Origin of the sequence: Actinomyces howellii (assembly GCF_900637165.1) — a bacterium.
Taxonomy (GTDB): Bacteria; Actinomycetota; Actinomycetes; order Actinomycetales; family Actinomycetaceae; genus Actinomyces; species Actinomyces howellii.
The window spans coordinates 1,816,463-1,834,209 of record NZ_LR134350.1 but is presented as its reverse complement, the minus strand read 5'-3'; the positions used below and the strand labels follow the sequence as shown (position 1 = coordinate 1,834,209).

At 72.8% G+C, this 17,747-nt stretch carries 10 protein-coding genes and 3 tRNA genes; 8 read left to right on the top strand and 5 right to left on the bottom strand.

Annotated features, from left to right (window positions below; genetic code table 11):
- The first annotated feature begins 126 nt into the window (after positions 1 to 126).
- The 3 genes from serS to EL245_RS07755 are packed head-to-tail and all read left to right on the top strand — an operon-like array spanning position 127 to position 4,116.
- Complete coding sequence (gene serS / locus EL245_RS07765) at positions 127 to 1,398, top strand: serine--tRNA ligase (protein ID WP_126382621.1); 1,272 nt, start codon at positions 127 to 129, stop codon at positions 1,396 to 1,398.
- 1 nt (position 1,399) lies between these two features.
- Positions 1,400 to 2,530 carry an HAD family hydrolase gene (locus tag EL245_RS07760; protein WP_232009661.1) on the top strand — a complete coding sequence of 377 codons (1,131 nt, stop codon included), beginning with the start codon at positions 1,400 to 1,402 and terminating at the stop codon, positions 2,528 to 2,530.
- Positions 2,530 to 4,116, top strand: coding sequence for an ABC transporter substrate-binding protein (locus EL245_RS07755; protein WP_126382620.1), 1,587 nt, complete (start codon positions 2,530 to 2,532; stop codon positions 4,114 to 4,116). Before EL245_RS07760 ends, EL245_RS07755 begins: the two co-directional genes overlap by 1 nt.
- 147 nt (positions 4,117 to 4,263) lie before the next feature.
- On the opposite strand, the gene EL245_RS07750 is transcribed toward EL245_RS07755, so the two are convergent.
- The 5 genes from EL245_RS07750 to EL245_RS07730 form a co-directional block, all read right to left on the bottom strand.
- Complete coding sequence (locus tag EL245_RS07750; protein WP_126382619.1) at positions 4,264 to 7,311, bottom strand: alpha-mannosidase; 3,048 nt, start codon at positions 7,309 to 7,311, stop codon at positions 4,264 to 4,266.
- 17 nt (positions 7,312 to 7,328) lie between these two features.
- Positions 7,329 to 8,177, bottom strand: a complete 849-nt coding sequence (locus EL245_RS07745) for a carbohydrate ABC transporter permease (protein ID WP_232009659.1) — start codon at positions 8,175 to 8,177, stop codon at positions 7,329 to 7,331.
- 1 nt (position 8,178) lies between these two features.
- Positions 8,179 to 9,105, bottom strand: a complete 927-nt coding sequence (locus EL245_RS07740) for a carbohydrate ABC transporter permease (RefSeq protein ID WP_126382618.1) — start codon at positions 9,103 to 9,105, stop codon at positions 8,179 to 8,181.
- A complete protein-coding gene (locus tag EL245_RS07735) occupies positions 9,105 to 10,508 on the bottom strand; it encodes an extracellular solute-binding protein (protein WP_126382617.1) in 1,404 nt (467 codons plus the stop codon). Before EL245_RS07735 ends, EL245_RS07740 begins: the two co-directional genes overlap by 1 nt.
- Positions 10,509 to 10,805: 297 nt before the next feature.
- The gene (locus tag EL245_RS07730; RefSeq protein WP_126382616.1) at positions 10,806 to 12,029 is read right to left on the bottom strand and encodes an ROK family transcriptional regulator; all 1,224 of its coding nucleotides are present in this window, start codon (positions 12,027 to 12,029) and stop codon (positions 10,806 to 10,808) included.
- A 159-nt stretch (positions 12,030 to 12,188) separates the two neighbouring features.
- Between EL245_RS07730 and EL245_RS07725 the strand changes: the two genes are divergently transcribed.
- The 5 genes from EL245_RS07725 (at position 12,189) to EL245_RS07705 (ending at position 17,736) form a co-directional block, all read left to right on the top strand.
- Positions 12,189 to 13,538, top strand: a complete 1,350-nt coding sequence (locus tag EL245_RS07725) for an AGE family epimerase/isomerase (protein ID WP_126382615.1) — start codon at positions 12,189 to 12,191, stop codon at positions 13,536 to 13,538.
- A gap of 101 nt (positions 13,539 to 13,639) precedes the next feature.
- A tRNA-Ser gene (locus EL245_RS07720) sits at positions 13,640 to 13,725 on the top strand.
- Between the two features lie 83 nt (positions 13,726 to 13,808).
- A tRNA-Ser gene (locus tag EL245_RS07715) sits at positions 13,809 to 13,898 on the top strand.
- Positions 13,899 to 14,045: 147 nt separating this feature from the next.
- Complete coding sequence (locus tag EL245_RS13855) at positions 14,046 to 17,561, top strand: S8 family serine peptidase (protein ID WP_269471389.1); 3,516 nt, start codon at positions 14,046 to 14,048, stop codon at positions 17,559 to 17,561.
- A 99-nt stretch (positions 17,562 to 17,660) separates the two neighbouring features.
- Positions 17,661 to 17,736 (top strand) — tRNA-Arg (locus EL245_RS07705).
- Positions 17,737 to 17,747 lie beyond the last annotated feature (11 nt).

The window sequence follows — 17,747 nt, the reverse complement described above, 5'->3', positions numbered from 1 at the left end:
TAGGGCACGACCAATGAATAAAGTAGGTTTCACAGGTCACTAAACCCGACCGGGCTCCGCCTCCCTGGCAAGACGATGGCGAAGGCCACCGTCGGGGCCCCAGCCGCCCTGGCTACACTCTGCCCCATGATCGACCTGCGTGCCCTCAGAGACGACCCCGAGCCCTTCCGCGCGAGCCAGCGCGCACGCGGGGCCGATGTCTCGCTCGTCGACCGCCTCATCGCCGCCGACGAGGCCCGCCGCTCCTCGCTGGGTGCCTTCGAGGCGCTGCGTGCCGAGCAGAAGACGGTCTCGAGGTCGGTGGGCGCCGCCAGCCCCGAGGAGCGTCCCGCCGTCCTGGCCCGGGCCAAGGAGCTGGCCGAGCGGGTCCGCGCCGCCGAGGGCGCCTCCGCCCAGGCGGCCACCGAGCTCGACGAGCTCATGATGCAGTTCGCCAACCTCATCGAGGGCGCTCCCTCGGGCGGTGAGGAGGACTACGTCGTCCTGCGCCACGAGGGCCCTGAGCCCCGTGACTTCACCGCCGAGGGCTTCGAGCCCGCCGACCACCTCGCCCTGGGCGAGGCCCTCGACATCATCGACACGAGGCGTGGCGCGAAGGTCTCGGGCTCGCGCTTCTACTTCCTCAAGGGCTGGGGCATGCGCCTCGAGCTGGCCCTCATGACCGCGGCCCTGGACAGGGCCACCGCCTACGGCTTCGTGCCGATGACCACCCCGACCCTCGTGACCCCCCAGGTCATGGGCGGCACCGGGTTCCTGGGAGCCCACTCCGACGAGATCTACTACCTCCCGGCCGACGACCTCTACCTCACGGGCACCTCCGAGGTCGCCCTCGCCGGCTACCACACCGACGAGATCCTCGACCTGTCCGACGGGCCCAGGCGCTACCTGGGCTGGTCGACCTGCTACCGGCGGGAGGCCGGCGCAGCCGGCAAGGACACCCGCGGCATCATCCGGGTCCACCAGTTCAACAAGGCCGAGATGTTCGCCTACGTGCGCCCCGAGGACGCCGTCGAGGAGCACGAGCGCCTGCTGGCCCTCGAGGAGGAGATGCTCGCCCTGGTCGACCTGCCCTACCGGGTCATCGACACGGCGGCGGGCGACCTGGGATCCTCCGCCGCCCGCAAGTTCGACTGCGAGGCCTGGCTGCCGACCCAGAACCGGTGGATGGAGGTCACCTCGACCTCCAACTGCACGACCTTCCAGGCCCGTCGGCTCTCGATCCGTGAGCGCCGGGAGGGTCGGACGAGCCCCGTGGCCACCCTCAACGGCACCCTGGCCACGACCCGCTGGATCGTGGCGATCCTCGAGAACCACCAGCGTCCCGACGGCTCGGTCGTCGTGCCCGAGGGGCTGCGCCCCTACCTGGGTGGCCTCGAGCTCATCGAGCCGGTTGCCTGACGTGACCGACGACGACCTGCTGCGCAGCGGCGACGAGCCGCGGCCCCGGACCGGGGGACCCGGCGTCATCGCCCCCGCTCCTGGGGTCCCGGCGGACCTCGCCCTGGCCAGCAGCGGCCCGGTCCCGGCCGCCGTGCCCGCGGCCATGCCCTCGGCCGGTCCCCCCGACCCGGTGCTCGGCGCCTCCTCGGAGGTCAGCGCGATCGGCGCGACCACCCCGGGCCCCTTGACCCACGACGACTACCACGCCCTGGTCAGGCGTCGCATGGCCGACCTCGACGCCATCGACCCGCCTGGCGCGGCGGGCACCCGCCTGGCGCCCGGGCCGGCTCTGCTCGTCGCCCTCGACGTCGACGGCACGATCCTGGACCTGGGCGGACGCGTCTCCGAGCGGGTCATGGCGGCGATCGCGCGCCTGCGCACCTACGGGGTCCAGGTCGTCATCGCCACCGGTCGGGGCATCGAGGCCGCCCTGCCCGTCGCCCGCCACGTCGGCCTGACCACCGGCTGGATGGTGTGCGCCAACGGCGCGGTGACGCTGCGCATGGACCCCGAGCGCCCGGGAGGCTACGAGATCGTCGAGCAGATCACCTTCGACCCCGCCCAGGCCATCGACGCCCTCCACGAGGCGGTGCCCGGCGGCATCCTGGCCGTCGAGACACCCGGGCAGCCCTTCAGGGTCTCGCGGCCCTTCCCCGACGGGGAGCTCATCGAGGACTCGGTGGTCCGCCCGCTCGAGGAGCTGCGCTCCGTGCCGGTCTCCCGGGTCATCCTGCGCGCCCCGGGCATGGACGTCGACCGGTTCGCCGAGATCGTGCGCGGTTCGGGACTGCACTCGGTGGAGTACGCCATCGGCTGGACCGCGTGGCTCGACGTCGCTCCCCAGGGGGTGACGAAGGCCTCCGCGCTCGAGGCCCTCGCCGCGCGGCTGGGCACCGACGCCGGGCACGCCCTGGCGGTGGGCGACGGGGCGAACGACGTCGAGATGCTCCAGTGGGCCGGGGCCGGTGTCGTCATGGGCTCGGCCCCCCAGTGGGTCAAGGACCGTGGGGACGTCCTGACCGAGCCGGTGTGGCACGACGGCTGCGCAGCCGTCCTGGACGCCCTCGTCGAGAGAACGCGGAGGATCTGATGTCACGTTCCCCGTGGGCCCCGCTGGGACCCCGTTCGACGGTCGCCCGGTCGGGCTCGCGCGCACTGCCCCGGTCGGCCGCGCGCTCGGCCTCGGTCCTGGCGGTCCTGGCCCTGGCCGCCTCGGCGACCACCGCCTGCTCCCCCGGTGGCGGCGGCACGGAGGCCACCGACGGGGCCGGCTGCGAGCAGCTCGAGGCCTACGGCACCGTCGCGCAGGGCCAGACCGTGACCGTGGGCACCGTCTTCTCCGGCAACGAGGCGGCGCGCTTCGAGGCCTCCTTGGCGCGCTTCGAGGAGTGCACCGGCATCGACGTCGTCCACTCCGGCTCCGACCAGCTCGAGTCGGTGCTGCGGGACGCCGCCGCCTCCGGCTCGCCGAGCGCCGACCCGTCGCTGCCCGACCTGGCGGTCGTCCCGCAGTCGGGCCTGGTCACCGAGCTCATCGACGCCGGTGCCGTCTCCGCGCTTCCCGACACGGTCGGGGCCAACATCGAGCTCGGCTGGGACCGGGCGTGGTCGGATGTCGGGGCGGTCGACGGCACCCTGTACGCCGCCCCCCTCATGGCCTCGGTCAAGTCCTTCGTCTGGTACTCCCCGGCGGCCTTCGAGGCCTCGGGCTACCAGGTGCCCCGCACGTGGGAGGAGCTCGTCGAGCTGACCGACCAGGTCGTCGCCGACCACCCCGACGGCGCCGTGACCCCGTGGTGCATGGGGGTCGCCGACGGCGAGGCCACGGGATGGCCCGCCACCGACTGGCTCGAGGACGCCCTGCTCGCCACCCAGGGAACCGGGGCCTTCGACTCCTGGGCGGACCACGAGGCCCCGCTCGACTCCGACTCGGCGGTTGAGGCGCTCGACGCCGTGGGCGACCTCGTCCTGGCCGACGGGCACGTCCCCGGCGGACGCGCGGCGGCGGCGACCACCACCGTCGAGGAGGCCGGTCAGCAGCTCGTCTCGGGCACGTGCCTCATGCTCCACGCCTCGAGCTCCTACGAGACGGTGCTGCCCACCGGCACCCTCGTCACCGACGCCAACGGCGAGCACGGGGTCAAGGTCTCGCCGACGACCACCGCCTCGGCCGCCCCGACGACCGGGCAGGGCGGCCCGGCGGCCGAGCAGGGCAGCCCGGCGGCAACGGGGACGGCCTCGGCCCAGGCGAGCCCGACGGTCGCGGTCCCGGGGGCGGTCTCCGCCTTCCTCCTGCCCTCACGGGGCGACGACGACGGGGGCACGCCGGTCCTCGTCGGCGGGGACTACCTCGTGGCCCTGCGCACCTCGGAGGCGGCCGTGGCGGTCATGGGGTACCTCACGAGCGCGGAGTGGGCCCAGGAGCGCGTCGAGCTCGGCGGGATGGCCTCGGCCAACCGAGGCGTGGACGCCTCGGACATCGAGTCCGACGTCGCCCGGCGCGCCACCGAGCTGCTCCAGTCCCGTCAGACGGTTATCCGCCTCGACGGCTCCGACACGATGCCCTCGGCCGTGGGCACCGACGCGTTGTGGACCGCGCTGACCCAGTGGACCGCCGGGGAGCTCAGCTCCGAGGAGGCCCTGGCCCAGGCCGAGGAGGCCTGGCCCAGCGACTGACTACCGGCTGACCGCCGGCTGACCCGACTGGCCTGCCCGGCTGCTCCAGGCCCCGCCCGGGCACCTCGGGCGGGGCCTTCCTGGCACCGGCCTGGCTGGCCTGCCCGGCACCGGCCGGCTCCGCCCGGTTCCGGCCGGGGACAGGACTCAGGCGCGGGGGATCCGCAGGGTGACGATCTGGAAGGGCCGCAGCTCGAGGGCGGTCGCCTTCCCGCCTCCCGGCCCCGCCGAGACCTCCGTGAGCACGGGGCCCGGAAGGTCGCGCTCGAGCAGGTCGACGGTGCGCACGGGACCGGCGGGGAAACCGGGCTCGACACGCGCTCGCGTGCGTGCGCCGTGCGCCTCGTAGAGGCGCACGACGACGTCGCCGCTGCGGTCCTCAGCGAGCTTGACCGCCTCGACGACGACACCGCGCCCCTCGACCGACACGAGCGGGTCGACCCCGTGGTCCCCGGTCACGACCCGCTCGGGCAGGTTGAAGACGTAGCCCTCGGCGACGGCGTCCTCGATCCGGGCGCCGGGGCGCAGGGCGACCCGCAGGCGGTGCCGGCCCTGGTCGGCCTCGGGGTCGGGGAAGAGCGGGGCGCGCAGGAGCGACAGGCGCACGACCGTGCTTGGCCGCCCCTCCGCGTCCTGGCCGCGGGTCACGTCGTGGCCGTAGGTCGAGTCGTTGAGCACCGCCGTGCCGTAGCCCGGCTCGGCCACGTGGATCCACCGGTGGGCGCAGATCTCGTAGCGCGCCGCGTCCCAGGAGGTGTTCTGGTGCGTGGGGCGTGAGACGTGGCCGAACTGCATCTCGGAGGTCGAGGTCTCGGCCATGAGGTCGAGGGGGAAGGCGAGCTTGAGGAGCCTCTGGCGCTCGTGCCAGTCGACGTCGAGGTCGAGGACCACCTGGGCGGCGCCCGCGGGCAGGCGGATCTCCTGGCTCAGGCTCGAGGCCTCCCCCAGGGTCCGCCGCAGTCGCACGAGGCCGTCGGCCCCGTCCTGCTCGACGGTGAGCCCTTCGACGTCCACGACGTCGTCGACCACGCGGCGGTACTCGGCGTCGATGTCCCAGGCGTCCCACTGGCGGGGCACGTCCCGGTGGAGCTGGAGCAGCGCCCCGCGCGCCCCGGGGGACAGGACCTCGCGGTCGGCCCGCAGGTCGACCACCGAGGTGAGGAGCCCGGCCTCGTCGACCGTCACACGCAGCAGGCCGTTGTCGAGGACCGCTCCGCCCCCGTGCCGCTCGACGCGTGTGCGGCCGGCGACCGGCGCGCCGGGGCCGATGCCCAGGGAGGGGACGGAGGCGACCTCGACGGGCGCGGCGTTGAGGCGCAGCCTGCGCGTGCCCCGGCCGACCAGGGCCGCGGCCGAGGCCTCGATGACCTCCTTAAGGACCCGGGCGACCTCGGCGTACTCCTTCTCGGTCTGCTCATAGACCCATCCGATGGAGGTCCCGGGCAGGATGTCGTGGAACTGGTTGCGCAGCACCGTGCGCCAGCACTCCTTGATCTCCTCATAGGGGTAGGGGACGCCCTCGCGCACCGTGGCCGTGGTCGCCCACAGCTCGGCCTCGCGCAGGAGGTGCTCGCTGCGGCGGTTGCCCTGCTTCGTGCGCAGCTGGGAGGTGTAGGTGCCGCGGTGGAACTCCAGGTACATCTCCCCGCTCCACACCGGCAGGCCGGCGGTGCCCCCGGGCTGGGACTCGGTGCGCTCGAAGAAGGTGTTGGGGCTGCCCAGCTCGACGGTCGGCACCCCCTCGAGACTGGCGAGGCGGTGGGCCGCGGCGAGCATCTCCCGGGTGGGCCCGCCCCCGCCGTCGCCGTAGCCGAAGGGCACGATCGAGCTCGAGGCCACCCGCTTGTCGGCGAAGTTGGACTCGGCGTGCCGCAGCTCGGCGACCGACAGCCGGGCGCCGTAGGTGTCGGCCGGCGGGAAGTGGGTGAGGACCCGCGAGCCGTCGATCCCCTCCCAGGTGAAGGTGTGGTGGGGGAAGCGGTTGACCTCGTTCCACGACATCTTCTGGGACAGGAACCAGCGGGACCCGGCCGCCCGGATGATCTGCGGCAGGGAGCCGGTGTACCCGAAGGAGTCGGGCAGCCAGGCGTCGAGGGTCTCGACGCCGAACTCCTCGAGGAAGAACCCCTTGCCCTCGATCATCTGGCGTGCCAGGGCCTCCGAGCCGGGCATGTTCGTGTCGGACTCCAGCCACATGCCGCCCACGGGCACGAAGCGGCCCTCGGCGACGCGCTCCTTGATCCGGGCGTAGAGGTCGGGGCGGGCCTCCTTGACCCACAGGTACTGCTGGGCCGAGGAGCAGGCGAAGACGAAGTCCGGGTCGGTGTCCATGAGGGCCAGCACCGAGGAGAAGGTCCGCACGCACTTGCGCACCGTCTCGCGCGTGGGCCACAGCCAGGCCGAGTCGATGTGGGCGTGCCCGACGGCGAGCACGTGGTGGGCGCTGGCGTGGGCGGGGCTGGCGAGGACCTCGACCAGCTCGGCGCGGGCCCGGGCGGCGGTGCCCGCGATGTCGCGCGGGTCGAGGTGGTCGGTGGCCCGGTCCAGGGCCGCGTCGATCCGCGCCCTGCGCGTGGAGTCCGGGGGAAGGGCCGCGGCCAGCTCGAGGAGCACGCCCATGTCGGCGGCCAGCGCGTCGACCTCGAGGTCGCGCAGGGCGACGTCGACGCGCCGCAGCCGGTAGAGCGGGTCCTGGCCGGCGGTCGACTTGCGCCCGTAGGGGGTGGGGGCGAAGCCGAAGCCGCCGGCGACGTCGGGGTTGGCGGCCGCCTCGATGTAGACCTCGATCCGGTCGGGCTCCGCGGTCCAGGGGGCGGTGCGGTTGCGTGGGGAGACGGCCTTGACGATCGAGCCGTCGGCGCGCATGAGCAGGCCCTCGGCCTGGAAGCCGGGCTGGGTGCCGGTGAAGCCGAGGTCGACGACGAGCTCGACCTCGGCGTCGGCCTCCTGCCTCCACCGTGGGGGCACGCTCCCGGTGGCTCGCAGCCACAGGGTCCTCCACGGCGCCCCCCACGCGGTGCCCACGGAGGTGGGGGTGAAGTCCTGCGCGACCGCCTCGGCGAAGGGCACCGGCTCGTCGGGGACCTCCCAGGCGCTCAGGGTCAGGGGCAGGGTCTCGCGGTGGATCGCGGCCGACACGTGCTCGCGCAGCATCCGTTCGGCGCGCTGCTCGGTGAGCAGGGGGAAGGTGTGCATCGGTGGTGCCTTTCGGGTCAGCCCTTGACCGCCCCGGCCATGGCGAAGCCGCCTCCGGAGCGGCGCTGGACCAGGACGTAGAGGAGCAGGACGGGCAGGGAGTAGAAGATCGAGAAGGCGGCGAGCCTGCCGTAGGCGATCTCGCCGTGAGCGCCGAAGAAGGTGTAGACGGCCACCGCGGCGGGCTGGTTCTCCGGGCTCATGAGCAGCACGAAGGGCACGAAGAAGTTCCCCCAGGCGGCGGTGAACACGTAGATGAAGACGACCGCGATGCCCGGCTTCATGAGAGGCACGACGACGTGCCACAGGGCGGCCATGCCCGAGGCCCCGTCGACCCAGGAGGCCTCCTCCAGGGAGATCGGCACGGAGTCCATGAAGTTCTTCATCATCCACACCGCCATCGGCAGGGAGGTCGCGGCCATGAACAGCACGGTGCCCGGCAGGGAGTCGAGCAGGCGGAAGGAGACGAACAGCGCGTAGACCGGCACCATCATCGCGGTGATCGGCAGGCAGGAGCCGAACAGGATCGTGTAGAGGAAGGCGCGGTTGAAGCGCATCTGGAAGCGCGAGAGGGGGTAGGCGGCCAGGACCGAGACAATGACGCACAGCGCGGCGGTCCCCAGGGAGATGAGCGCCGAGTTCCACAGGGGGCGGAGCGTGCCGTCCACGCTCATGATCGCGGCGAAGTTCTCCAGGGTCCACGAGGAGGGCGGCTTGACCGACACGGTGGCGTCGGCGTCGAAGGCGGCCAGCACGATCCAGGCCAGCGGCAGGACGAAGGCGAGGCCGATGAGCGCCAGGGAGGCGGAGGCCGCCACCGTGACACCCCGTCTGCGGGGCGATGCGAGGGACAGCGATGCGGGCACGTCAGTCCACCTCCGGTCGCAGGACGCGCATGTAGACCAGGGAGAAGACCGCTCCCACGACGAGGGTGACCGTCGCGATGGCGGTGCCGTATCCCACCTGGGAGAACTTGAAGGCCTCCTGGTAGGCCAGGACCGGCAGGGTCGAGGAGGAGGTTCCCGGGCCGCCGCCGGTCATCACCCAGATGAGGGTGAAGACCCCCAGGGTCTGGAGGGTGATGAGCATGAGGTTGGTGGCGATCGAGCGGCGGATCATCGGCAGGGTGATCCGCGTGAGCCGCTGGAGGGGTCCGGCGCCGTCGATCTGGGCGGACTCGATGACCTCCGGGGGGACCTCGGCCAGGGCGGCGTGGTAGACCATCATGGAGAAGGCGGTGCCGCGCCACACGTTGGCGAGGATGACCGAGAGCATCGGCAGGTTGAGCAGCCAGCTCGGCTCGGGCAGCCCCAGGGCCCCCAGGACGGCGTTGAGGGTGCCGTCGGAGGAGAAGAAGGCGTAGCAGGCGAAGGCCGCCACGATCTCGGGCAGGACCCACGCCACGACGACGATCCCGCCGACCACCGAGGGCAGCGGCCGGGGGGCGTGGCGCATGAGCACCGCCAGGACCATGCCGAGCACGTTCTGGCCCACGATCGCCGAGGCCAGGACGAACACCGCCGTCAGGACCACCGAGCGCAGGAAGCCCGGGTCGCTGAGCAGGGAGACGTAGTTGTCGAGGCCGACGAACTCGGGGGAGGCGGCGCGGTAGCCGCTCATGGCCCGGTTGGTCAGCGACCCGTACAGGGAGTAGACGATCGGGCCCAGGAGGAAGGAGGCCAGGAGCAGCACCGCCGGCAGGATCGGCGCCAGGCGCCCCAGGGTTCGACCGGCGCGGCGACGGGCGGCTCCCTTGCCGGTCCTCGTCGCCGCGCCGGTGGCCGTGGGGGACATCAGGCCTCCTGGACCTTGTCGTCGCCGACGATCTTGACCAGGCCTGCGTCGTAGGTGTCGCAGGCCTCCTGAGGCGTGGCCTGGCCGGTGATGACCGACTCGCACGCCGTCTGGATGTTCGCGGAGATCTGGGAGTAGTCCGGGGTGGCGGGGCGGAAGTGGGTGTACTCCACCAGGCCGGAGAAGAACTCGAAGGAGGGGTTGTAGCCCAGGTACTCCTCGGACTCGGCCACGTCGGTGCGTACGGCGATGGCCGCGTTCTCCGTGGCGTACTTGAGGGAGTTCTCCTGGTTGAGGGCGATGGAGATGAACTGGAAGGCCGCCTCCGGGTTGGCGCACTGGGAGCCGATGGCCAGCGTCCACCCCCCGGACATCGAGGTGAAGCCGGCTCCCTGCCCGTTCTGGGTGGGCATCTTGGCCAGGCCGATCGTCTCCTGCCACTGGGGCCACTCGTTGTCCCCCGAGATCCAGAAGCCCGGCAGCCACGAGCCGTCGACGGCGATGGCGAGCTTGCCCTCGGGCAGGAGGCTGGAGGACACGCGCGAGCCGATCGTGGCGTCCAGGGCCAGGTCGAGGTCGGGACCCAGGCCCTCGTCGTAGACGGTCTTCATGAAGGTGAGGGAGTCGAGCATCCCGGTGGACCCCGTGAACCACTTCTGGGTGGAGTCGTCGTACAGGACGTCGTCGGTGCCGTACAGGAGCATCTCGAAGCCCTGCATCGTGGTCTGCTCGCCTCCGGCCTTGCCGGCGTAGATGTTGAGCGGGATGACGTCGGGGACCTTCTCCTTGACCGCACGGGCGGCGGCGAGGATCTCCTCCCAGGTCGTGGGCTGCCAGTCGGCAGGCAGGCCGGCCTGGGCGAGGATGGTCTTGTTGACGTAGATGCCCCGGGTGTCGGTTCCCATCGACACGCCGTAGGTCTTGCCGTCGTCGCCGACCCCGGCCTCCTTGGCGGAGTCGACGAACTGGCTCCAGTCCTCCCACCCCTCAAGGTACTCGTCGATGGGCATGAGGTAGCCCGCCGCGGCGTCGGAGCGGATCTGGAAGGTGTCCTCGTAGATGATGTCGGGCGCGGTGTCCGACGAGCCGTTCATGAGGGCGAGCTTGGTGAAGTACTGGTCCTGCTCGGCCTCGATGGGACTGAGCTTGATCGTGACCTCGGAGTTGGCGGCCTCGAACTCCTCCTTTGCCTTGTGCAGCAGGTCGTCGAGCTGGAAGAAGGTCGAGGTCTTCTGGTAGGCGATGGTCAGCGTCGTGCTCGAGCGCTCCCCGGAGGACCCGGAGCAGGCGGCCAGGGCGGCGGCTGCGGCGCCAAGCCCCGCGCCGACGAGGAACGACCTGCGCGAGGCGGTCAGGGGGCAGGGGCGCCGCAGGGCGCCGGGGGACGGGGAAGGGATGATCATGGCGGGCTCCTTTGCACCGACGACATCCGCCGCGGATGCCGTGACCCAAATAACTCCAACAAATGGATGAAATCCTGTCAACGGGCGTGCGAGGAGCGTGATCAAGTCGTGATCTTTCGGCTCTGGTGGCGCCGTCGGCCCCGGTGGCTCCGCTGTCCCCGGTGTCCTGGCGGCGCCGATGTCTCCGGCCTCGCCGGCGGCCCGATGCGCTGCGGCGCCCGGGCCGCCCGGGGCGGGTCCGAGCCCTCAGCGGTGCCGAGGAGGCGGAAGGCTGCGGCGTCCGGGCCGCCCGGGGGGTCACTGCGTGATGAGCAGGCGGGAGTGGTGCGGGGAGAAGAGGCGGTCGAGGACGAGGCAGGCCGCCCCGACCGTGCCCGAGCACGTCGCCAGGCGGGAGGTGTGGAGGGTCAGGGGGCGCGGCTGCCCGTGGACCGCGTGGTCGTCGATGACCGACAGCAGCGCGGGCTCGCACAACGGCCTCATCGACTCCCACCGGGGCCCGGTCATGACGATCGCCGTGATGTCGAGCAGCTCGGTGACGACCAGGGCGGCCGTCCCCAGGACCCGCCCCGCCGCGTCGAAGACCTCGACGGCGCGGTCCTGCCCGTCGTGGGCGAGCCCGACCAGGTGGGAGAAGCCCTCGGAGACGACGTGCGGGTCCCAGGAGCCGACGGCGCCCGGCAGGTCGATGCCGAGCCGGTGGGCGTGGGCCACGAGCTCGCGCTCGCCGAGGCACCCTCCCAGGGTCCAGCGGTGGGGCGACCCCGAGGCCGGGTCTCCTGGCAGGTGCATCGTCTCGCCCGCGTTGCCCGAGGTCCCACGGAACACCTGGCCCCGGATGACCGGGATGATCGCCGCCCCCGCGCCGACGTAGACGACGAGGAAGTTCTCCCGGTCGGGGGCGTCCCCGGTCCACAGGACCGCCTTGGCCGCGGCGATGACGTCCTTGTCGAGGACGACGTCCACCCCGGTGGCTCGGGCCAGCAGCGGGCGCAGGGGCACCGTCCCCCAGTCCGGCAGGAGCGGCGGGCTGACGGATCCGGCCTCGTCGTCGATCGGGCCGGGGGCGGCCACCCCGATCCCCAGGAGCCGGGAGCTGGGGACCCGGGCCTCGGCCACCATCCGGCGGACCTCGTGGTGCAGGTGCTCGATGAGCGCCCCGGGGTCGGTGGGTGAGGGCAGCGGGCCGTGGTTCTGGACGACGACCTCGCCGGTGAGGTCGACGACGGCGGTGCCCAGGGCCGAGGGGTCGATGTGGATGCCGACGGCGAAGCCCCCGGCGGGGTCGAGCTCGAGGGCCGTGCCGGGTCTGCCCCTGCCCTCCTGGGCCACGACGCGGGTCTCGCGCACGAGGTGCCGGTCGAGCAGCGTGCGGGTCACGTTCGAGACCGTCTGCGCGGACAGGCCCGTCACTCGGCCCAGCTGCGCCCTGGTCAGGCCGTCGCCGGAGTGGCGGATCGCCTCAAGGACCACCGCCCGGTTGAAGGACGACACGTGGGGAAGGTTGCTGCCGCGGCGCATGCTCGACTCCTGCTCGGTGGAGGGCGCGTGGTCCCATCCTGCCCCCGCCGGAGGCCGGACACGGTCTGGACACGGCTGATAACGTGCGACGTGTAGAGCGCCGCGGGATCGAGGCCGGCAGGGTCGGCGCCCCGCACGCACCGGGTCGAGGAGGACTCCATGGGACTGGGATGGTTCGGCGCCCCCGAGCACAACCGCTGGCTGGCTGACGAGACGCACGCACTGCTTCGCTTCGCCCGCGGGGCGGCGGTGCCCGCCGGCTTCGGCTGGATCGGCTCTGACGGCGAGGTGGACACCTCCCACCCGGTCGAGCTGTGGATCACCGGCCGCATGACCTTCGCCTTCTCTCTGGGCGCCCTCATGGGCATCCCCGGCTGCCGGCGCTTCGCCGACCACGGCGTGCGCTCCTTGAGCAAGGTCATGCGCGACCACGAGCGGGGCGGCTGGTACTCCGCCGTGCGCCACGACCTCGACGCCGAGGGACGCGGGGTCCCGGTCGACCCCGACGGCCGCAAGGAGTGCTACCAGCACGCCTTCGTCATGCTCGCTGCGGCCACCGCCACCGCCGCCGACCGCCCCGGCGCCCACGAGCTGCTGCGCGAGGCGATGGCCGCCCAGGACCGCTACTGGTGGGACGACACCTACGGCATGCCCGTGGAGTCCTACGCCGCCGACTTCACCGACCCGGAGGCCTACCGCGGCATCAACGCCGCCATGCACACCGTCGAGGCCTACCTGGCCGCCACCGACGTCACCGGGGACATCACCTGGCTCACGCGCGCGGTCCAGATCATCGACTTCGCGGTCAACGTGCAGGCCCGTGCCAACGGCTGGCGCCTGCCCGAGCACTACGACACGAGCTGGCACCCCCGTCCGGACTACAACAAGGACGAGCCCGCCCACCCCTTCCGCCCCTACGGCGTCACCCCAGGCCACGGCCTGGAGTGGGCGCGCCTGACCGTCCAGGCCCGAGGCGCCCTCGTGGCCCGCTCCCTGCCCGTCCCCGACTGGATGCTCGACGCCGCCGAGGAGCTGTTCGAGCGGGCGCGCCTGGACGGGTGGCGCGTCGACGGTGCGCCGGGCTTCGTCTACACGACCGACTTCAACGGCGAGCCGGTCGTCCACGAGCGGATGCACTGGGTGGTCTGCGAGGGGGTGAGCGCGGCCGCCGCCATCCGCAGGGCCCTGCTCGACGACGGCCGGGGCGAGATCGAGGTCGAGCACTACGAGCACTGCTACCGCTCGTGGCTCGACTACGCCGAGGAGTTCCTCATCGCCTCACCGGGTGTGTGGACCCACGAGCTCGACCGCGACAACCGCCCCTCGACCCGCACGTGGGCGGGGCACCCCGACGTCTACCACGCCCTGCAGACCACCCTCATCCCCCGTCTGCCGGTGTGGCCGGCGATGGGGCAGGCCCTGGCCGAGGCGCGCCTGGACAAGCCCGCCGCCCACATCCCGATCAAGGCCCAGCCCGCCCGGCGTCGGGGCCTGTTCGGCAGGCCCTGACGGGAGCCGCGGGCGGACCCTCCTCGCTCCCGGTGGACGACCGGGGGCGAGCGGGTGATAAGGTCGGGGCCTGTCCCGGCGGCTCAGCCTGTCCGGGGCCGGGAGAGGTGACAGAGCGGCCGAATGTGGCGGTCTTGAAAACCGCTGTGCGCCTGGCGCACCGGGGGTTCGAATCCCTCCCTCTCCGCGAGAACCGGGTCGACCCGGTTCGCCTGGTTTGCCCGCCGGGACCGCCGACCGGTAGGCTGGCTGGCGCCCGCCTCGGGCCCTGGAGATGTCGCATAGTGGCCTAGTGCGCCTTCCTGCTAAGAAGGTTGGGGATAAAACCCCTCGGGAGTTCGAATCTCCCCATCTCCGCCACAGACCTCCCTCGACGACCGTCGGGGCGTCGCGCCTGCCGCGACGGTGTGTTCTTTGCCTCATCCGCCGTGAGTCGCTAGCGTCACCCGTGAGCCGCCGGCTCGCGTCCCCGCGCCTCCCGCGCCCCCTCGCCCAGGAAGCTGAACTGTGCGCACGATCCCAGCACGACCTCGCCTGCTCGCGGCTGCCGCCACCGCCCTGGCGGCCTGCCTCCTCATGGCCCCGGTGTCCTCGGCGGCCCCGAGCGACCCCGGCGCCGCCACGGACCCCTCCTCCAAGATCACCCGCGCCCTCACCCTGGCCGACGGCTCGAGGGCGGAGAACGTCCCCGGACGGTGGTTCGTCGAGCTGGCCGAGCCGGCGCAGAGCGCCGGCGGCTCGGCGGCCCGGATCGACCGGGAGCAGGAGGCTCTCGTCGAGGCCATCGACGACGCCGGCATCGACGCCGACGTGAGGACCCAGTACGCGACGCTGTGGAACGGCGTGGCCCTCGACGTCGACGAGACCGAGCTCGAGGCCCTGGCCGCCCTCGACGAGGTCGTGGCCATCCAGCCCGTCGTCGTCATCCCCAGCCCCGGCTCCGAGGAGTCCGAGGAGACTGAGGAGTCCGAGGAGACTGACCCGTCGGGGGGCACCGCCGCCGGGGACGGCGCCGACCAGTCGACCCCGCAGATGACGAGCTCCCTGGGCCTGACCGGCGCCGACGTCGCCCAGTCCCGGCTCGGGTACACCGGTGACGGGGTGAGGATCGCCGTCATCGACACGGGCGTCGACTACGACCTGCCGGAGTTCGGCGGCACGGGGACGCCGGGGGCCGAGCCCGCCACCGGCGACGGGTCGACGAGCTTCCCCACCGCGAAGGTGACGGCCGGCTACGACTTCGTCGGCGACGCCTTCGGGGACCCGGCCGCCCCGATCGCCACCCGGTACGCGACCTCCCCGGACGCCTACCCCGACGACTGCAACGGCCACGGCACCCACGTGGCGGGCATCGCGGCGGCGGACGGGCAGCCGGGCACCGAGCAGATCAGGGGCGTCGCCCCTGACGCCGAGCTCGCCGTCTACCGCGTCTTCGGCTGCCAGGGCAGCACGGGGGCCGACATCATGGCCGCCGCCATGGAGCGCGCGGCCACCGACGGCGCGGACGTCGTCAACATCTCCATCGCCGCGGAGTTCGTCGTCTTCTCCGACTACCCCACGGCCGTGGCGGCGGAGAACCTCGCCTCCAAGGGAGTCATCGTCACCACCTCCCAGGGCAATGTCGGGCAGTACGGCAGGTGGACGATGGGGGCGCCGGCCGCAGCCGAGCACGTCCTGGCGGTGGGCAGCGTCGACAACACCGCCGAGATGAGCTTCTACCTCTCGGTGTCCACGACCCCAGGCCGCCAGGTCCACTACACCGTCGCCTCCGGGTCGACCGCGCAGGTCGTGCGCGACGACGACGTCGCCGTCGACCTCGTCGCCTCGGGTGACCCGGCCGCCGACGGCGCCGACGAGCCGACGGACGCCTCGGTGCTGTGCCAGGCGCCGCAGGACGGCTCCCTGACCGGAAAGACGGTCCTCGTACGCGCCGGGGCCTGCTCCTTCCGGGACAAGGTCCTCAACGCCCAGAGAGCCGGTGCGAGCGGCGTCATCCTCGACAACGACGTCGAGGGCAGCCTCGCGGCCGTCCTGGAGGGCGACGACGGTGCCGTCATCTCCGTGCCCGTCGTGGGCATCTCGCTGTCGGACGGCGAGGCGGTCCGCGCGGGCCTGAGCGCCAGCTCGACCGTCACCTTCTCCGAGGGCTACGCGGAGTTCGACGTCGCCACCGCCGGTCTCGTCTCGGCATTCTCCTCGTGGGGGCTCAACGACGACCTGGCCCTCAAGCCTGACCTCGTGGCCCCCGGCGGCCTCATCTGGTCGACCTGGCCCATCGAGAACGGCGGGCCGCGCCGGACGCGCTCGGGCACCTCGATGGCAGCCCCGCACGTCGCCGGCGCCGTGGCCCTCATCCTCCAGGCCCACCCGGAGATCAAGGACGCCCAGGGCCTTCAGGCCTTTGAGGAGGCAGCCTGGCGACTGCGCTCGACCGCGACCCCGGTCACCTGGACGCAGGCGGCCGGCGACACCGCGCTGCTCGAGCCCGTGGCCCGCCAGGGCGCCGGTCTCATCGCCGTCGACAGGGCGATCGAGGCCGGGCTCGAGGCCAGCCCGGGCGTGCTCAACCTCGGCCAGTCCCAGGACCACCCCGCCGGGCGCACCCAGACCGTCACGCTGACCAACCACTCCTCCTCGGCGGTGACCTACGGGCTGAGCCACACCGACGCGGTCACCGTCACCGGCGACTCGTGGACCCCCGTGCGGGGCACCTCCTCCCCGGCGACCGTCTCGACGGACGGGTCGAGCGTGACGGTGCCCGCCGGGGGCTCCGCGACGATCGACGTGACCATCTCGGCCCCGGCGGGGATCGACGACGGCGACTTCTACGGCGGCTGGATCGTCCTGACCCCCGCCTCCGGGGACGCGCAGGGAGTCGTGCGCATCCCCTTCTCCGGGGTGGGCGGCAACCTCGCCCAGGCGGAGGTCATCGGCCCCTACACGACGGTGGTCGACGCCGACGGCCTCCCGGTGGACACCTCCACCTACGTCTTCGGCCGCTCGACGCGGACCACCGAGGGGATGTACGAGGACCGCCCCGGGGTCGTCATCGAGCCGCTCGTCCCCTTCCGCGGCGCGCAGCTCGAGGTCATCGCGGTCGCCGCCGACGGGACCGTCACCGACCTGGGCGAGGCCACCGTCGACGAGAGCTGGTACGTGCGCTCCGACGCCCCGATGCTCGTGTGGACCGGAAGCTATCTCGACGCGACGGGCGCGGTGCGCCAGGCGCCCACCGGTCAGTACCAGCTGCGGGTCAGGGTCCTGCCCGTGGGCGAGGACGGCCAGGACGAGGAGGACTGGGCGACGTGGACCTCCCCGACGATGAGCATCGACTGGCGGACCGAGGGGTACGTCGACCAGTCCGGGCTGAGCGTCGTGTCCTCGACCGAGGCGAGCGCGCTGGTCGACGACAACGTCTTCACGACCGTCAACCAGGACCAGGGCGCGGCGTACGACATCGACCTGGGTGCCGTCTACGACCTGACCAGGGTGCACTACACCCCGGACCAGGGGGTCGCCTCGACGCACGCCACGAGCTGGACGGTGCGGACCTCGATGGACGGGGTGACGTGGACCGAGGCGGCCTCCGGCCAGATCGACCCCGCGCGCTGGGCGCCGGCGGTCCTCGAGCTCCCCGCCCCGGTGACCGCCCGCTACCTGCGCGTCGAGCCGGCCAACGCCCAGGGCGGGGCGACGACGGTCGGGGCCGCCGAGATCCGGGTGGCCGGGGAGCTCGCGGCGGAGCAGCCCTCGGTGCCGCCGGTCGCGCCGACCGGCGGGACGGCCGACCCGTCGACCACCGCGACCCCGAGCGACCCGGCCGGCTCCGGCGGCCCGATCGGTTCCGCGTCCACCGGCGCCTCGGGGGCCTCAGGGCAGGGGGTCTCGGGAGCGGGGGTCTCGGCCCGCGGCGGGGGCGGGACCTCCCTGGCGCGCACCGGGGCCTCGGTGGGCATAGGGGTCGTGGCTGCCGGCCTGCTCCTGGCAGGAGCGCTGCTCGCCGTACGCCGTCGTCGGGACTAGCCGCCGAGACAGGAAGCGCCATGTGCTGAGACTCACGGGTCCCCGATTTGGCGGACCCTCGGGCCCCGGGTAGTCTTCCTGACTGTCGGTTCCGACATCGCGCCTGTAGCTCAACGGATAGAGCATCTGACTACGGATCAGAAGGTTGGGGGTTCGAATCCCTTCGGGCGCACCAACGCCCCGCCA

Coding starts and splice junctions, on each gene's coding strand:
- EL245_RS07735 (WP_126382617.1), bottom strand. CDS start 10,508: ATGATCATCCCTTCCCCGTCCCCCGGCGCCCTGCGGCGCCCCTGCCCC.
- EL245_RS07750 (WP_126382619.1), bottom strand. CDS start 7,311: ATGCACACCTTCCCCCTGCTCACCGAGCAGCGCGCCGAACGGATGCTG.
- serS (WP_126382621.1), top strand. CDS start 127: ATGATCGACCTGCGTGCCCTCAGAGACGACCCCGAGCCCTTCCGCGCG.
- EL245_RS07730 (WP_126382616.1), bottom strand. CDS start 12,029: ATGCGCCGCGGCAGCAACCTTCCCCACGTGTCGTCCTTCAACCGGGCG.
- EL245_RS07740 (WP_126382618.1), bottom strand. CDS start 9,105: ATGTCCCCCACGGCCACCGGCGCGGCGACGAGGACCGGCAAGGGAGCC.
- EL245_RS07725 (WP_126382615.1), top strand. CDS start 12,189: ATGGGACTGGGATGGTTCGGCGCCCCCGAGCACAACCGCTGGCTGGCT.
- EL245_RS07755 (WP_126382620.1), top strand. CDS start 2,530: ATGTCACGTTCCCCGTGGGCCCCGCTGGGACCCCGTTCGACGGTCGCC.